This window comes from Kaistella flava (ex Peng et al. 2021) (genome assembly GCF_015191005.1).
Taxonomy (GTDB): domain Bacteria; phylum Bacteroidota; class Bacteroidia; order Flavobacteriales; family Weeksellaceae; genus Kaistella; species Kaistella flava.
In genome coordinates, this window is the sequence record NZ_CP040442.1 from 2,179,645 (window position 1) to 2,194,711 (window position 15,067).

Consider the following 15,067-nt stretch of genomic DNA (forward strand, 5'->3'; position numbering starts at 1 on the left):
GGATATGTTGAGCCCATGCCGTTTTGTATCCAGCATTCTCAATTCCCTAAGCCCCGCTTTCTATACTAAAATAGTAAAACGACACTTACAATGGTGTGCACAACCATTGCGGCTTAATTGCTTCGCGGGAAATACGGGTCTTATAAAAACCCTGGTTTAATTAAACTTCATGCCCAAAATCATGAAAAACTTCTTCCTCCATCTCAACGACCCCTAAAATCATAGATCTACCTGCCGTGTCTCACGTCTAGCATCTCATGTCTAACATCTAATTTAAAAAACACTTCATATCACTATTTTTTAAAAGGATTCGTCTTCAGCGGGAAAGTACCCCACTCCAAAAAGTGTTTCTACACGCTTTCCCCTAAGACAATCCGATAAAATAGCCAAGGAAAAAGTGAAAGAACAAATAATTATTAAAACATTTTTGCATCAACCACCAAACACCAAACACCGCTCATCTAGCATCTAGCATCTAGCATCTAGCAAAAAACTCTTTCCCCACCAGTTTAGCCGACCTCGGGAAAAGAGCATGATAGTAATTAAACTTAATTAAAAACCAATACAAAACTATGAAAAATAAGTTTTGCAGGGAAATCATTTCCCTCACATTCATGACCTTGCTGTTTCTGCACTCCCCTGCCCAGCAGAAAGCCTTGAAAATAGGGGATACCATTCCCGAAGAAGTATGGACTACACCCTTGTCCATACTGAATTCAACACAAAAAACGATTACACTCACCAAAGATCGCAATAAACTAATCCTTCTAGATTTTTGGGCAACTTGGTGCAGTTCCTGCCTCAAAAGCTTCCCTAAAATGGAAGCGCTAGAAAAGCAGTTTGGTGATCAACTGAAAATAGTACCTGTTACCAAGGAAGATCAGCCAACTTTAGAAAAGTTCTTTGCCTCAAAAAATGGGCTACGCTACAAAACAATGGTACCAGTAACTGGAGACAAAACACTTCATAAACTGTTTCCACATACAGGGGTACCGTTTATAGTGTGGATGAAAGATGGAAAAGTTCTGAATACTACAGATGCGGAACAAGTTACGGAAGAAACAATTATGCAGGCATTAGAGAATAGTCAATCATCACTACAAACAGTAGTGCAGATGGATATGCATAGACCAATCATGCTGTCTGATAATTTTGATTTTGAAAAAAGTACAAAACTTTTGAGTTATTCTTTTTTTTCAAAAGGCAGAATACGCGGTGCAGGCTTTGGCTCCTTCATACATCGATCTGGTAATATCATATATGGTAGGCAGATGACCAACTTTTCTTTATTAAAAATCTATCAAGCAATAGCCTATGAATTGTTCAATCAAAATAATGATTCTTTCACTTCAAAAAGAATAATCAATTTGGTAAGAGACCCAACCCAAATTACTTTCACACCGAACAACCGCGAAAATGATTCTAAATTATACAGTTACGGATACTTAGTTCCCCACTCAAAGGCTGCAACATTATATGCCGATATGCTCGATAACTTAAATCAATACTCAGATTATACTGGTTCAATCGAAAAAAGGCTTGTAAAATGCCTGGTACTTGCCAGAACTTCAAAAAAAGATAAAATAAGCAGCAAAGGAGCAAAAATGCTTTCCCAATCATCCGATGATCAATATAGACTACAGAATGTACCGCTTATCTATGCTTTAAATTATTTTAATGAAAACCTTAAAACAGATTTACCAGTTATTGACGAAACAGGCTATACAGCACACATCGACCTCAATTTTTCTAATATTAGTGATTTGAAGATTCTACAAAAAGAATTAGCGGCTTACGATCTCGCCCTGGAAGAAGCAGAGCGCAATATCCTCATGCTTATCATAAAAGATAAAAATGAGCCATTGTAATAAGTGCATACCCATTAATTTGCAACATTTGTTACACCTCAGATCCCAAATATTACACAATCTTTTACCCGACTATAAATGAAGTGTAATCTAAATTATTAGCCATCTTAAATTATAAACAACCATGAAAAAAATACTCTTATTTTTAACATTGTGCTTAAGTCTTATAACCATCGCCCAACAGCAGCAGGAGCTGAAAGGTATTGTATTAGACAATGCCACATCCGCACCCATTGCTGATATTATTGTTTCAGTAGCTGACAGCAGTCAAATTACTCTGACAGACAGTGAAGGCAAATTCAGGCTCAAGGTATTGAGTAAAAAAGTAAACCTCATATTATCGGGTAAGCACTATGAAAGTCGTACCGTAAGTGTGAAACTTCCTCAAGAGAAGATCTTATCATTCACCCTAACACCTAAAATATTTGAAATAGAAGAAGTTACACTTTCAACCGGCTATCAGAAAATCGCCAAAGAGAGAGCAACGGGGTCATTCTCGTCTGTAGAGTCTCCATTACTACAACAACAGATTACTACCAATATTATAGACCGACTGCCTGCAATTGCAAGTGGCGTACTGATGAGCAAGGGAACAGGAACCTCTCAACTTATGGTTCGGGGGCTAAGCAGTATCAATGGCCCTAAAGCACCTCTGATCATCCTCGACAACTTCCCTTACGAAGGTGATATTAATAACATCAATCCCAACACAGTAGAAAATATCACTATTTTAAAAGATGCTGCTGCCTCAAGTATATGGGGTGCAAGGGCAGCGAACGGAGTAATTGTCATTTCCACTAAAAATGCTCGCCTTAGCCTTAGTCAAAAAATGCGTTTAGATTTTACAGCAAATACCACAATTAGCCCTAAACCTGATCTGAATTATTTAAAACCGATCACTAGTGTCGATTTTATAGATGTTGAAAAGGAACTTTTTAATCGAGGATATTATAATAATGACATTAACTCCGCTAATCATCCTATACTTTCTCCGGTGGTGAACTTACTGAATAAAGAAAAGAATGGGCTCATTTCACATGAATCTGCAACCTTTGAAATCAACAGACTCAGGAGTATAGACACTCGCGATCAATACAGAAAATACATGTATCAGCCATCTGTAAAACGACAATATTTTCTAAATCTTTCTGATGGCACGCCAAAACTTTCTTGGTTATCCTCGTTAGGTTACGACGATAACAAAGGCAATTTGGATGAAGGATATCAACGGTTGAATCTGCGTTTTCAAAACATGTGGAAACCTCTGCAACAACTAACGTTGAGTTCTTCCACCTACTTAACACGTACGGCAAACCAAAGCGGAAGAATAGGATATGGCGGTATTACAATGAAAAACAATGCGGTTCCCTATATGGAATTTGCAGATGATAGCGGAAAAGCACTAGCCGTATCTAGCGTTTATGACCAGAACTACAAAAACTCCCTTGCTGGTAAAGGCTTATTAGACTGGAATTACTACCCTTTAACCGATTGGAAACACAGCACATCCAAATCAACAGCCACAGAGGTCATCATCAATTCTGCTGTAAACTATAAGTTTTTTAAGGGCCTGGAGGCTGACCTCCTTTATCAATACCAATGGTCCTCTGGCCAAACAGATAACCTAAATGATGAACAGAGTTATTATACTCGAAATTATATTAACCAATTTGCACAAATTAACGCAAATGGACTGGTCTCATTTATTGTTCCAAAAGGAGGAATATTAGATAAAACAAATAGGTTGACTTATACAAACAGTTTAAGAGGGCAGTTAAATTATAACCAAACATTTAATAAAAATAGAATAAGCGCTCTTGTGGGAGCGGAGACAAGGTCTTCTAATAATAAGATCGAATACAATCGTTTTTATGGATATAATGAAAAAAACCTTACTACCGGATCAATAGATTACACCAAACAATATCCTAATTTTGTCACTGGTAGTACGGGCTTTATTCAACGAAACCAATCTTTAGGAGAACAAAATACCCGATTTGTTTCTTTATATGCCAATGCATCATACACATTTGATGGTAAATATATACTTTCAGGTAGTGCAAGAAGGGATGCCAGCAATTTATTTGGACTAAATACGAACGATCAGTGGAATCCATTTTGGTCTACCGGTTTGGCCTGGGATATATCGAAAGAATCTTTTTACAAATCATCTTTCCTCCCTTTTTTGAAATTACGATCCTCTTATGGGCATAATGGAAATATAAATCCTGCAATGGTAGCTGTTACAACGATTGCATACTACCGGGAAAACTCACCTTATACCAACCATCCTACTGCACGTTTTGACAATTACTACAATCCAAGCTTAAAGTGGGAAAGCACCCGTATGGCAAATTTTGCGCTTGATTTTGCTACACCACAGCAGCGAATTTCTGGATCAGTAGAATATTTCACAAAAAAAAGTGATAATCTTTTTGGATCTACGCCCATTGATTACACCACCGGTATAATGAACATGCTTTGGAATATTGCTGCAATGCAGGGTAGAGGTTGGGATGTTGAACTTAAAACTTTCAATATTGATAAAACTTTCAAGTGGAAAAGTATTTTAAACATGAGCATCTACCATGACAAGATAACGCAATATTACATGAACAATAAGGTGGCTAGAAACTTTGTACAACCAGATATTTCGGCTTTTATTACTGGGTTAGAAGGAATGCCTGTCTATTCTATATTTGGTTACAAATGGGCGGGCTTAGATCCACAGAATGGTGATCCATTAGGATATTTAGAGGGTAATGTTTCAAAAGATTACGCAGATATTCTGAATGCAGATATTAAAGCAGATAATCTACAGTATTTTGGCTCAGCAGTTCCAACCCATTACGGCTCTTTTGTCAATTCATTTTCGTACAAAAACTTCAGTTTAGATGTGGGGATGCTATACAAAATGGGCTATTGGTTCCGAAGAAACTCAATTAACTATACCGCACTATACAACAGCTGGCTAGGACATACAGATTATGAAGAAAGATGGCAAAAACCTGGTGACGAAGCCTTTACAAATGTACCGTCCAACCAATACGTATCAAATAGCAACCGCGATGCTTTCTATAATGGTGCCAGCATATTGGTAGAGAAAGGCGATAATATCCGTTTACAATATATTAATATAGCATATAATCTCACAAGAGACCACTGGGCAAAGATGCCCCTGAAAAATCTAAACGTCTATTTTAACGCTGATAATTTAGGAATTTTATGGAGAGCCAACAAGGCTGGAATAGACCCTGATTACAACATTACAAATACCAATTTAAAACCAAGTATTAATTTTACTTTAGGTCTAAAAGCTAATTTTTAAATTTTATAATTATGAAAACTACAACTATTATAACAATTTCTTTTTTGGTCATGCTCTCACTTTGGGGTTGCACTAGATTTCTTGAAGAGAAATCCGACCTTCAACTTGCAGTGCCACAAACCATACAGGATAACCAGGCATTACTCGATCAGGAGAATGGGATTGTAAGAAATACCGCGTCTAGTGGGGAATTTTCCTCTGACAATATTCATTTTACTGATTCTGAATATGACGCGCTCGCACACGAAGAAAATAAGCGTCTATATACATGGCAGCCAGATCATGTTTCCCCAAGCTCGGACTTTGGAAATGATTGGCAATTTTGCTTCGCTGCAATCTTCACCGCAAATAGTGTGCTCCATAATTTAGAAACCTATCATATAGAAAATGCGGAGAATGTGAAAGGTCAGGCTTTGGCGCTAAGAGCTTCACGCTTTCTCGATGCAGCACAGATATGGTGTCCAGCATATTCCATTGAAACGTCTGGGGCAGATATGGGTTTGCCATTAAGACTTGATCCTGATATGAACCTTCCATCCCAAAGGGCTACAGTAAAGGAAACATACAAGCAGATCGTTGAAGATTTACAACAAGCAATTCCTCTTTTACCTCCTACTCAGACATCGCCAACGCGAATATCAAAAGCAGCGGCTTTAGGCCTACTGGGAAGAACATACTTATATATGGGTGATTATGGAAACGCAGCACACTATACAGAGATGGCATTGTCTCTCCATAACACCTTAATGAATTACAATACGCTCAATCCCGCTGATGCTTATCCTATAAATGACCTGAACAAAGAAGTCATACATCTTACAACCTTTAGAAGAACAGGGTTTCCCAAACAGCCACAAGTAACAAACAGCTTATATCAAACCTACGCTAATAATGATCTCAGAAAGGTTATTTATTTTAAGATGAATAACAACGGTGAAGCTTTGTTTAAAGGAAACTATACAGGGAGCGCATCCAATATAACTGGAATCACAACCGACGAATTGTTTCTTACGGCAGCAGAGTCTTATGCACATCTGAATCAAATACCGACTGCAATGAAATTGCTAAATGATCTTTTGATTACAAGATGGAAAACTGGCACCTTTGTGGATTTTACAGCTTCCACAAAAAAAGATGCCCTAGATATTATTCTTCAAGAACGCAGAAAAGAACTTTTATTTAGGGGCATTCGGTGGGCAGACCTTAAACGATTAAATCGAGACGGGGCAAACATACAGCTTAGCCGCACCGTTAATGGACAGAACTATACATTGCCGTCAAATGACTTACGGTATGCAATCGCAATTCCAGAGGAAATTATTGCAATGAGTGGGATACCACAAAATAAACGATAATAAAAACATAAAAAAGGCTGTCATCATTAAGTAGTGAGACAGCCTCTCTGAATAAAAATGACATCGTCATAAAGTTTTATTCCACGCTATTTAATCCTTAGTTCCTTCAGCTTCCTGCAAAATATATTGGTCGGTTTTTCCACCAATAACATTGGTAAGAGTCTGTCCCTCTGGTACAAAAATTTTACATGGTCTTTCACCACCAGATATACAATTTTCAGAATTATTCATCACATCCCATTTACTCAGCGTGTTAAATGAACTAACAGAAGAGCTGTTGTAGTAATGATAATTTCCTTCAGTTTTCTTTTCATGAGTATTAAAGGACATAACGCTGCTTGTAAAAACAAGAGCAACAATCGCTATTAAATTGAATTTTAAAAATTGATTAAATTTCATGATCCTGGTCTTTTTATACATCAAAAAAGATTACCATAAAAACTTTAGAGATCTGCCCAATCTAGAAAAACAAAAGGCTTTATCAATTTAATGGTACCTATAGCGACTCAGACTTGTTATACCAATACGCCTTTTTCCCTAATCTTCAGCCAGATCTTGATTAGTAAATACATCATACACTTTGGTTGTTAAAGGGAGCCTCCCTGGTTCGGCCAGCTTTCGACCAGCCGATTTTAACGTTAAACAATTAGTGATCTTTGGTGAGCAACCTATTTTTTAAAGGTGTCCACATTTTATTTATTTGTTTTTGACAACTGTATTTTCCGAATAAAAGCTCTTAAAAAGTTATAAAAACACCACACCATCATCACCGACTTGATATAAATTGCTTATATACCATGCTTTATCGTTATAAATTTATATTTCATTACACTGGTACGTTGGTAGAATGGTACATTAGTACATTTAAACACCAACCCATCACCCCTTCCTCACCAACACCCAAACTACCTTCTTCCCGTAATACTCCGGCATTATCTTCCCTTTCGAGAAAACCGCCGTCGTACTGGGAGTTCCGATGATCTCCCATTCTCCACTGCAGGGACAGATTTCTCCGCTGGATACAGTCAAAACTTCTGGTAGTAGGATGCCCATTATTTCAGGAATCATTACCTATTTGATGAAAGATACTTCAGTAATTCCATCAGTTTATCGAGGGCATTTCTCCATTGCCACGGATCTTGTCGTGGTGGATCTGGATCATTTTCATCATCCAGGTGAGAAAACGCGGCTGATAGTGAGAATGGGCTATACTGCTTTTTAGACGTTAACCTTAACTCCATTTTCGACGGATTGTGATGATCTCTTTGATCATGACCCGTACCTAAGATCAGTAGTAAAAAAATACTTAAAATTGCGATTGACTTTTTCATAATAATGATTTTTAAAAGTTAATCCAGCGCTGGTTTTGTGATAGAATTCTAAAGCGAAATTAAAAGAGGATTCTACTAAAAAAAAACATTTGGTGGTAGCATTGATCAATTTAAAGCATCAATTGATCAATGCCACCACCATTTTTTTGGAAATATTCACGACTGTAAGTACTTTTTATGTAAATTCGGTTACCATAATGAACAATAGCTGTTCATATAATAAAATAGGCGACCTGTTTTATAAATAATCATTAAAAGGTGGGGAATATGTGTAGAAACATTCTGCTTTTTGGTATCGTTTTTTTTTGCTGCGCAGTTTCCACTGCGCAAAATTCCGTTGAAGACTACTATACCATTCGAAAAGAGTATGCTCAACTGCGTGAAAATAATGCAAATGCACTTCCTGCAATTGCGATAAGCATCAAATTGGCAAAGAATAAGCAAAATTTTAAACATTTATTTTATGCCTATGAAGATGCAGCCTTATATTCCCCAGACCGGGAGGACAAGTTAAAGTATGCCGACAGCTGTTTATCAACCGCACAGAAAACAAAAGATGCCACGATGATCAGCACCGCTTATTTAGGAAAAGGCATTGTCTATTATTTCAATTTTCGAAAATTCGACAAAGCCCTTGACCATTATCTGCTTGCTGCCAAAAGCGCTGAAAAAACGACCGACGCCTATTTACAGTATAAAATCAAATATAACATCGGGGTCGTTAAAAGTTATCTTGGCTATTATCCGGAAGCCTTGCTCTACTTTCACGAGTGCAAGCTCTTTTTTGAAACCAACTTAAAATCCAATCTTTCCCCTCCCCTGCTATTCAATAATACGAGGGGATACCTCAACACCATCCACCAGATAATGATCTGCGAACGACAATTACACCATTGGGAAAAGGTTGATCGTTTACTAAAAGAAACCGGTCGATACCGCAACAACGCTGACTTTAATCAAGAAAAAGGCTACTTTTTAAAAGAACGCGGCATCGCACTTTTTAACAAAAACCAGTACGAGCAAGCGATAGATTCTCTTATTATAGCAGAAGATATGCTTCAGCACAAAAAAGAAGAAAGCCATCTGGCAGTCACCTACTTTTATCTCGCCAAAGCTTATTTAAAAATGAATAACAGCTCCCTTTCTACCGGATACCTCAAAAAAGTCGACTCCCTGTTTACGCGAAATGAAGCCGTACTTCCTGAAGTCCGAAAAACGTACGAAATATTGTTAAAAAATAAGTACTTAGCGATTTCAGCTCTTGAAAGCGCTCATTATACCGAGCAGTTGATGAAAGCTGATAGCATTTTGCACCACGATCTCCCGAATCTGTCCTCCCGAATCTTCACCGAATATGACACCAAAAGCCTGGTAGCCGAAAAAGAAAAACTCATACAGGCTAAAAACGTTCGAAATACAATCATCACCATCACCACTCTTCTCATCGGGTGCCTTATTTTCTTTCTCTACACAATCAATCAAAAACGGAAAAAGAATTTGCAGAGCTATCAAAATATAGTGCGCCAATATGAAACAGTTACTACTGCCACTCCGGTAACCTCAGTACCCACAACCCCCGATAGAAAATCAACGTACAGCTCGGCGCTCATTGAAAAATTGTTAAAAAAATTAGAAGAATTTGAACTTACCAATGGTTTTATTGTACAGGATATAACATTAGGAAGCCTTGCGTTAGAAATGCAAACTAATAAAACCCATTTGTCATATGTGATTAATGAACACAAACAAATGACATGGCCTACTTACCTTAAAACTTTGCGTATTAACTATATCACTAACTTAATGCTGAGAAATCCTACCTACTTGCATTACAACGTTGGGGTATTGGGTGAAATGTGTGGATACAAGTCCCGTCAGCAATTTGCAAAACAGTTTTGTGAAATTCATCAGTTATCTCCTCTTGAATTCATCAACTTAAGAACAAAAAACAATTAATGCACTGTAGTTTAAACTCTATTTTTTAATAAGCGTACCGTTATGAAGTCCATTCACCTTATCGAAAATACCACTTTATTGTGGCATGATCTTCAACAAAAATGCTCCCTACTCCAAGTTGAAAAAACCAATCCCCTGGAATATGCACAATTTGCATTGATGGAAACCGACCAAGCCGTCCGCACCATAAAATCATGGGTCATCACCCATGATTTTGACTGTTGGGAACATGAGATCACGTTCTTTAAAGAACTTAAACCGAAGTTTATTGCGAAGTTCATGTATTATTCCAAAGTAATCAATGTACTTTCCTCTCTTCCTGCCTCAGGAACTAAGTTTAAAAAAAAGCTTTTCGACACTGAATTTGAACATTTGCACTATTTCGCCGTAGAAAATACGGAGTTCATAAGCTATTTCAGGCGAAAAGCCACCTACTTAGACTCTAAATATTTTCTGCGCTTTAAATATGATTTAGATGTCAAACTTGCCATGGATATGCACAGCTACGATGAGCGTTTCGCCACTTCTCATGACCATTTGGTAGCAACCATTCTTGCGAATGACGAATTTGAATTTTTTCTAAAAACCCAACTACACCAGCTTAAAGAAAACACAGTCAGCGAGGTAACCTCCCCTAACTCCCTACATTGGACCGCCTCAAAGGCAGCCCTTACCGAATTGATTTTCGCTCTGCATCACACCAATTGCTTCAATGGCGGCAATGCCGATTTATCCCAGACCGTTCGGTGGTTTGAAAATAAATTAGAAATAGACCTCGGCAATTATCATAAAACCATGACCGAAATAGGAAACCGCAAAACAAATCAAACAAAATTCATTCAACTCTTGCAAGATAATTTAAACGCTTACCTGGAGGCATTAGAAAACTAAAAACCCGCACCAACTCCATTGGACACAGCGCTGTTAACCCTTTACGCTCTAACAGCACTCTGCCATCCAACAAACACCCAGCATCAAACACCAAGCATCCAGCACCAAACACCCAGCATCAAACATCCATCATCCATTATCCATCACCCAACACCCATCCCTGCAATAAAGTTCTTGCCCATCTCGTGATTTCGACAGGCTCAATCACCACATCGACCCAGCATCACATCAGCACACCCTGCATCCAGCACCAAGCATCCAGCATCAGACACTTGCCCATCTCGTGATTTCGACAGGCTCAATCACCACATAAAACCATCATCCGCCACCCCGCATCCCGCACCCCGCACCTCACTTGTTAATAACTTTTTCTTTCGTACTACCGACAATATACTGAATAAGACAATCTGCAATTCGTAACCTTTGCCCTATCAAAGAGCAGCACTATGAAACCAAAAATCACCCGCCTCTGCATCTACCCAAAAGACATCCAGCGCATCACCGGCAAAAGCGAGCGCTACAGTCGTGATTTGATTCTTAAAATCAAGATCATTCTGAATAAACCCGATCATCAATTCGTCACCGTCGCAGAATTCTGCACCTATATGGGTTTACCTATGGAAGCGGTTCAAGTGTTTATTACTGATTAACGCTTCCGCCACCCTAAAGTGATTTCGACTCCGCTCAATCACCACCTCAACCTCAACCTCAACCTCATTCCAAACCGACATAGGAGATTTTTGCGTAAAGAAAAATTGTAATTTCTTCTATATAAACCCTTCAACTAACCACTCATAAAAATCTCCAGTGTCCGAAGCGCGGTCAAAAACCAAAATCGAAGACCAACTTACATTCCGCGCAAGTTTGGAGATTTTCTAAGAAGAAATTCCAATTTTTTAGCAAAAAGATCCAATCTTGTCCCGAAACTTCGGGCTTGTTACTTTTTGTGTCGAGATAAACCATTGCAAATGATTCGCTGTTTCCGTTAAAAAATATAAATATGATGAAGCAAAAATAAAAAGAAATCAATATTAAAACTTGTTTTAAATCACGTGGCTTCGACAGGCTCAGCCACCAGTTTATCTTTTATCGAAATAGCAATGCTATAACAGTAATTCCTCTTTAATCTTCCCTCAAACTGATTTGTTATCGACTTAGGAGATTTTTGCGTTAAGAAAAATTGTAATTTCTTCCAACCCTACTCTTTAACAACCACCACCTAAAAATCCCTTTTGTTCGAAGCGCGGCAACCATTTAAATTCGAAGCGAAACTCGGATTTCCGCGCAAGTTGAGGGATTTTATTTGAAGAAATTTCAATTTTTTAGTAAAAAGATCCAGTCTTGAACTTTTGGTTCTTTTGTTTCAAGACAAAAGAACAAGATTAAATTTCTGCCCGAGTTTGGGGATTTTCTCAGAAGAAATTTACTTTTTTTAGTAAAAAGATCCAAGTCTTGACCTTTTTGTTACTTTTTGTGTCAAGACAAAAAGTAAAGAATAAAAGAAACTACTTGAATTACTAACACATCATGTAAAAAGAAAATATACACTACCACCCAGAAAGCTTCTTTTCCCCAACCCTTACTTCGACAAGCTCAGCATAAAAAAGGAAGGAAGCTTTCTTAGCATTTTCACTAAAACCAGCTCCCCAATCACCATCTCAACCTCAACCTAAAAAGCATTTGAACTCGACTTCGGCGATTTTTGCGTAAAGAAAAAAGAAAATTTCTTCCAACCTACCCTTCCAACAAACACCGCCTAAAAATCCCCAGTGTTTGAGTGGCGGCAACAAATAGTATACACAAAAACCCATTCCCTTTCCGCCCGAGTTTGGGGATTTTCTCAGAAGAAATTTACTTTTTTTAGCAAAAAGATCCAAGTCTTGAACTTTTGGTTCTTTTGTTTCAAGACAAAAGAACAGAAAATAGACACCCAGAAAGCTTCTTTTCTCCAACCCTTTGCTTCGACAGGTACTTCAGCAAGCTCAGTATGACACTCAGCATAAAAAAGAAAGAAAGCTTTCTTCGCATTTGTACAAAAAACCCGTTGTCATTCCAAGAAAGGAGGCCACGACCGACGAAGCAACCTCAACCTCACCACCAATTCTTAAAAAACACAATATTTTCTATAAATTCTACCAATCCAACACCCAACCACTTAGCCCCTCCAAGCCCCCCTCTAGGATACTTCATGGATCCCCCTAGGATAGTTGCCCAAATCCCCACTCCAACTTTCGGCAATACCGGCAGAACCGGCACAAAACAGCCCTTTCCGCAAAAAACAATCCTTTCGGCAAAAACCCCCTTAACCGGCACCAACACTTGCTTTAAATGAAAATATTACCAAATTTTGTCCCGTGATCACAACAGGTTTTACCGGATGTACCTCAACATCTGATTCTTAATTTCTTAAAATTTAAAACAATGGCAAGACAAAAAGGACTTATTAAGCTAAAAGGAACGATGGGTGACATCACCTTCTATCGTACCAAAGACGGTTACATGGCCCGCGAAAAAGGCGGCATCACGGCCGAAAGAATGCGCACTGATCCCGCTTTTCAGCGGACCCGCGAAAATATGGCAGAGTTCGGCAGAGCAGGCAAAGCCGGTAAAGTATTGCGCAACTCAGTACAGTCGTTACTGCGTACGGCAGGCGACCGATTGATGGTGAGCCGCCTGACCAAAGAAATGGTCAAAGTAATTCAGCTCGATGCCATCAATCCTCGTGGACTGCGAAATGTCATTGATGGCGAAGCAGAGCTGTTGCAGGGATTCGATTTCAATATCCATGGTAAATTGAACACCAGTTTCGGAGCTCCATTTGTAACCACTTTGGATCGCGCACTCGGCACGGCCCATATCGACATCGCTCCATTTATTCCCACGGACAGTGTGATTGCTCCGGCTGGTAGCACCCACTACAAGTTAGTTTCTGCCGGGACAGACATTAATTTTGAAGCAGAAAGCTACACCTCAGACCGCAACGAAAGTGACATTTTACCGATCAACACGGTCCTCACCGACCCAATTGAATTGCACAATACGTTACCCGCTGCTTCGGTCAACCCTCTCTTTCTGTTATTCGGGATCAACTTTTATCAGGAAGTAAATGGGTCTTTTTACGAGTTGAAAAATGGGTCGTACAACGCACTGCAACTGGTGCAGGTTTCTGGCACACCATAATCATGGAACTTCAATTAATCAGAACCTCACATCCTACTGGAGTCAATGGTGTACTGCTGCTAGACGGGGTAGAACTCTGCAAAACTATTGAGTTACCTTGGTTGGAAAACAGACCGCGGATCTCCTGCATTCCTGTTGGAAAGTATCGATTGCGGAAACGATGCAGTGTCAAATTCAACTGGCATTTTGAATTGATGGACGTGCCGGGGCGCAGCGCTATTTTAATTCATCCCGCCAACCATGCCGCCCTGGAATTGAAAGGGTGTATTGCACCCGTGCTCCAACATACCGGAGAAGGAAAAGGCAGTTCTTCCAGAATTGCTTTGGAACGCTTGAAAGACCGCCTTTATCCCCTCTTGGATAAAGGGAATATCATCTATCTAACCATAAAATAAGTTGAACCATGAAAAAGATCATCCAGCGATTACAGGAGCCGACTCCACGGTTCTTTCGCAAGATCAGAAATTACGGCTTGGTATTAACGACCATCAGTGCGGTGATAACAACAGCTGTTATTCCACTACCAGCGGTGCTCATCACCCTGGCAGGTTACACCGCCTTAGCAGGCGGCATCGCCAGCGCGCTCAGCCAGACAGCCGTCGAAAACGAGGGCAAGCCATGATGCAGTTTGACACGGCACAGCGCATCAGTGCCGCCAGTGGCATGGCCCTGATTGTGATGCTGCAGATCCAAAGAGAGGAAGTCATTAAAACGATTGTTTTAGCTGGCCTTGGAGGAATGGCCAGCTACCTCTTCACTTTAATATTAAAATTTCTGATTCTTTATTTGAAAAAGAAATTTTAAGTGTTTTTTTAACGGAAGGCCTCTCAGTACGAGAGGTCTTCTTTTGTTGAATACTACCATCAGTGCGAGCAGTCTCTAAAAATGTAATCGCAAGCAGCCAGCACCGACCGACAGCCTGTCCGCCTTACCCGAAAGCAACCTGGACCTTCAACTTAACTAATAGGTACTCCCCCGACTTAGGAGATTTTTACGTTAAGAAAAATTAAATTTCTTTTGCATAGATCCTCTAAATTATAACCGCATAAAAATCCCCATTGTTTGAGTGGCGGCAACAAATTTCATACACAAAAACCTAGTACCTTTCCGCCCGAGTTTTGGGGGGGCTCTTAAAAGAAATTTTATTTTTTAGCAAAA

At 39.1% G+C, this 15,067-nt stretch carries 13 protein-coding genes; 10 read left to right on the forward strand and 3 right to left on the reverse strand.

Annotated features, from left to right (window positions below; genetic code table 11):
* Positions 1–572 precede the first annotated feature (572 nt).
* The 3 genes from Q73A0000_RS09695 to Q73A0000_RS09705 all read left to right on the forward strand — a co-directional run bounded on the left by Q73A0000_RS09695 (position 573) and on the right by Q73A0000_RS09705 (position 6,551).
* On the forward strand, positions 573–1,868 hold the full coding sequence (locus tag Q73A0000_RS09695) for a TlpA family protein disulfide reductase (protein WP_193810774.1): 1,296 nt from the start codon (positions 573–575) through the stop codon (positions 1,866–1,868).
* A gap of 124 nt (positions 1,869–1,992) precedes the next feature.
* Positions 1,993–5,196, forward strand: a complete 3,204-nt coding sequence (locus Q73A0000_RS09700; protein ID WP_193810775.1) for a SusC/RagA family TonB-linked outer membrane protein — start codon at positions 1,993–1,995, stop codon at positions 5,194–5,196.
* An 11-nt stretch (positions 5,197–5,207) separates the two neighbouring features.
* Positions 5,208–6,551: a RagB/SusD family nutrient uptake outer membrane protein gene (locus tag Q73A0000_RS09705; RefSeq protein WP_193810776.1), complete on the forward strand. Its 1,344-nt coding sequence runs from the start codon at positions 5,208–5,210 to the stop codon at positions 6,549–6,551.
* Positions 6,552–6,641: 90 nt separating this feature from the next.
* On the opposite strand, the gene Q73A0000_RS09710 is transcribed toward Q73A0000_RS09705, so the two are convergent.
* The 3 genes from Q73A0000_RS09710 to Q73A0000_RS09720 form a co-directional block, all read right to left on the reverse strand.
* Positions 6,642–6,950: a hypothetical protein gene (locus Q73A0000_RS09710; RefSeq protein ID WP_193810777.1), complete on the reverse strand. Its 309-nt coding sequence runs from the start codon at positions 6,948–6,950 to the stop codon at positions 6,642–6,644.
* 427 nt (positions 6,951–7,377) lie between these two features.
* Complete coding sequence (locus Q73A0000_RS09715; protein ID WP_193810778.1) at positions 7,378–7,539, reverse strand: hypothetical protein; 162 nt, start codon at positions 7,537–7,539, stop codon at positions 7,378–7,380.
* Positions 7,540–7,618: 79 nt separating this feature from the next.
* The gene (locus Q73A0000_RS09720) at positions 7,619–7,882 is read right to left on the reverse strand and encodes a hypothetical protein (RefSeq protein ID WP_193810779.1); all 264 of its coding nucleotides are present in this window, start codon (positions 7,880–7,882) and stop codon (positions 7,619–7,621) included.
* Positions 7,883–8,149: 267 nt separating this feature from the next.
* Here Q73A0000_RS09720 and Q73A0000_RS09725 point away from each other — a divergent pair, with 267 nt between their 5' ends.
* From Q73A0000_RS09725 to Q73A0000_RS09755, 7 genes are all read left to right on the forward strand, one after another.
* Positions 8,150–9,838 carry a helix-turn-helix domain-containing protein gene (locus Q73A0000_RS09725; protein ID WP_193810780.1) on the forward strand — a complete coding sequence of 563 codons (1,689 nt, stop codon included), beginning with the start codon at positions 8,150–8,152 and terminating at the stop codon, positions 9,836–9,838.
* Positions 9,839–9,880: 42 nt separating this feature from the next.
* A complete protein-coding gene (locus Q73A0000_RS09730) occupies positions 9,881–10,729 on the forward strand; it encodes an RteC domain-containing protein (RefSeq protein WP_193810781.1) in 849 nt (282 codons plus the stop codon).
* Positions 10,730–11,175: 446 nt separating this feature from the next.
* The gene (locus Q73A0000_RS09735) at positions 11,176–11,379 is read left to right on the forward strand and encodes a hypothetical protein (protein ID WP_193810782.1); all 204 of its coding nucleotides are present in this window, start codon (positions 11,176–11,178) and stop codon (positions 11,377–11,379) included.
* 1,771 nt (positions 11,380–13,150) lie between these two features.
* Positions 13,151–13,909, forward strand: a complete 759-nt coding sequence (locus Q73A0000_RS09740) for a hypothetical protein (RefSeq protein ID WP_193810783.1) — start codon at positions 13,151–13,153, stop codon at positions 13,907–13,909.
* 2 nt (positions 13,910–13,911) lie between these two features.
* A complete protein-coding gene (locus tag Q73A0000_RS09745; RefSeq protein ID WP_193810784.1) occupies positions 13,912–14,304 on the forward strand; it encodes a DUF5675 family protein in 393 nt (130 codons plus the stop codon).
* Positions 14,305–14,312: 8 nt separating this feature from the next.
* Complete coding sequence (locus Q73A0000_RS09750) at positions 14,313–14,531, forward strand: hypothetical protein (RefSeq protein ID WP_125025750.1); 219 nt, start codon at positions 14,313–14,315, stop codon at positions 14,529–14,531.
* Entirely contained in the window at positions 14,528–14,713 is a 186-nt protein-coding gene (locus Q73A0000_RS09755; protein ID WP_193813765.1) for a hypothetical protein, read from the forward strand. Before Q73A0000_RS09750 ends, Q73A0000_RS09755 begins: the two co-directional genes overlap by 4 nt.
* Positions 14,714–15,067: the final 354 nt, after the last annotated feature.

Bases quoted from the DNA above. Each gene is read 5' to 3' on its own strand.
- Q73A0000_RS09755 (WP_193813765.1), top strand. From the start codon at position 14,528: ATGATGCAGTTTGACACGGCACAGCGCATCAGTGCCGCCAGTGGCATG.
- Q73A0000_RS09725 (WP_193810780.1), top strand. From the start codon at position 8,150: ATGTGTAGAAACATTCTGCTTTTTGGTATCGTTTTTTTTTGCTGCGCA.
- Q73A0000_RS09700 (WP_193810775.1), top strand. From the start codon at position 1,993: ATGAAAAAAATACTCTTATTTTTAACATTGTGCTTAAGTCTTATAACC.
- Q73A0000_RS09745 (WP_193810784.1), top strand. From the start codon at position 13,912: ATGGAACTTCAATTAATCAGAACCTCACATCCTACTGGAGTCAATGGT.
- Q73A0000_RS09715 (WP_193810778.1), bottom strand. From the start codon at position 7,539: ATGGGAGATCATCGGAACTCCCAGTACGACGGCGGTTTTCTCGAAAGG.
- Q73A0000_RS09695 (WP_193810774.1), top strand. From the start codon at position 573: ATGAAAAATAAGTTTTGCAGGGAAATCATTTCCCTCACATTCATGACC.
- Q73A0000_RS09730 (WP_193810781.1), top strand. From the start codon at position 9,881: ATGAAGTCCATTCACCTTATCGAAAATACCACTTTATTGTGGCATGAT.
- Q73A0000_RS09710 (WP_193810777.1), bottom strand. From the start codon at position 6,950: ATGAAATTTAATCAATTTTTAAAATTCAATTTAATAGCGATTGTTGCT.
- Q73A0000_RS09720 (WP_193810779.1), bottom strand. From the start codon at position 7,882: ATGAAAAAGTCAATCGCAATTTTAAGTATTTTTTTACTACTGATCTTA.
- Q73A0000_RS09705 (WP_193810776.1), top strand. From the start codon at position 5,208: ATGAAAACTACAACTATTATAACAATTTCTTTTTTGGTCATGCTCTCA.
- Q73A0000_RS09735 (WP_193810782.1), top strand. From the start codon at position 11,176: ATGAAACCAAAAATCACCCGCCTCTGCATCTACCCAAAAGACATCCAG.
- Q73A0000_RS09750 (WP_125025750.1), top strand. From the start codon at position 14,313: ATGAAAAAGATCATCCAGCGATTACAGGAGCCGACTCCACGGTTCTTT.
- Q73A0000_RS09740 (WP_193810783.1), top strand. From the start codon at position 13,151: ATGGCAAGACAAAAAGGACTTATTAAGCTAAAAGGAACGATGGGTGAC.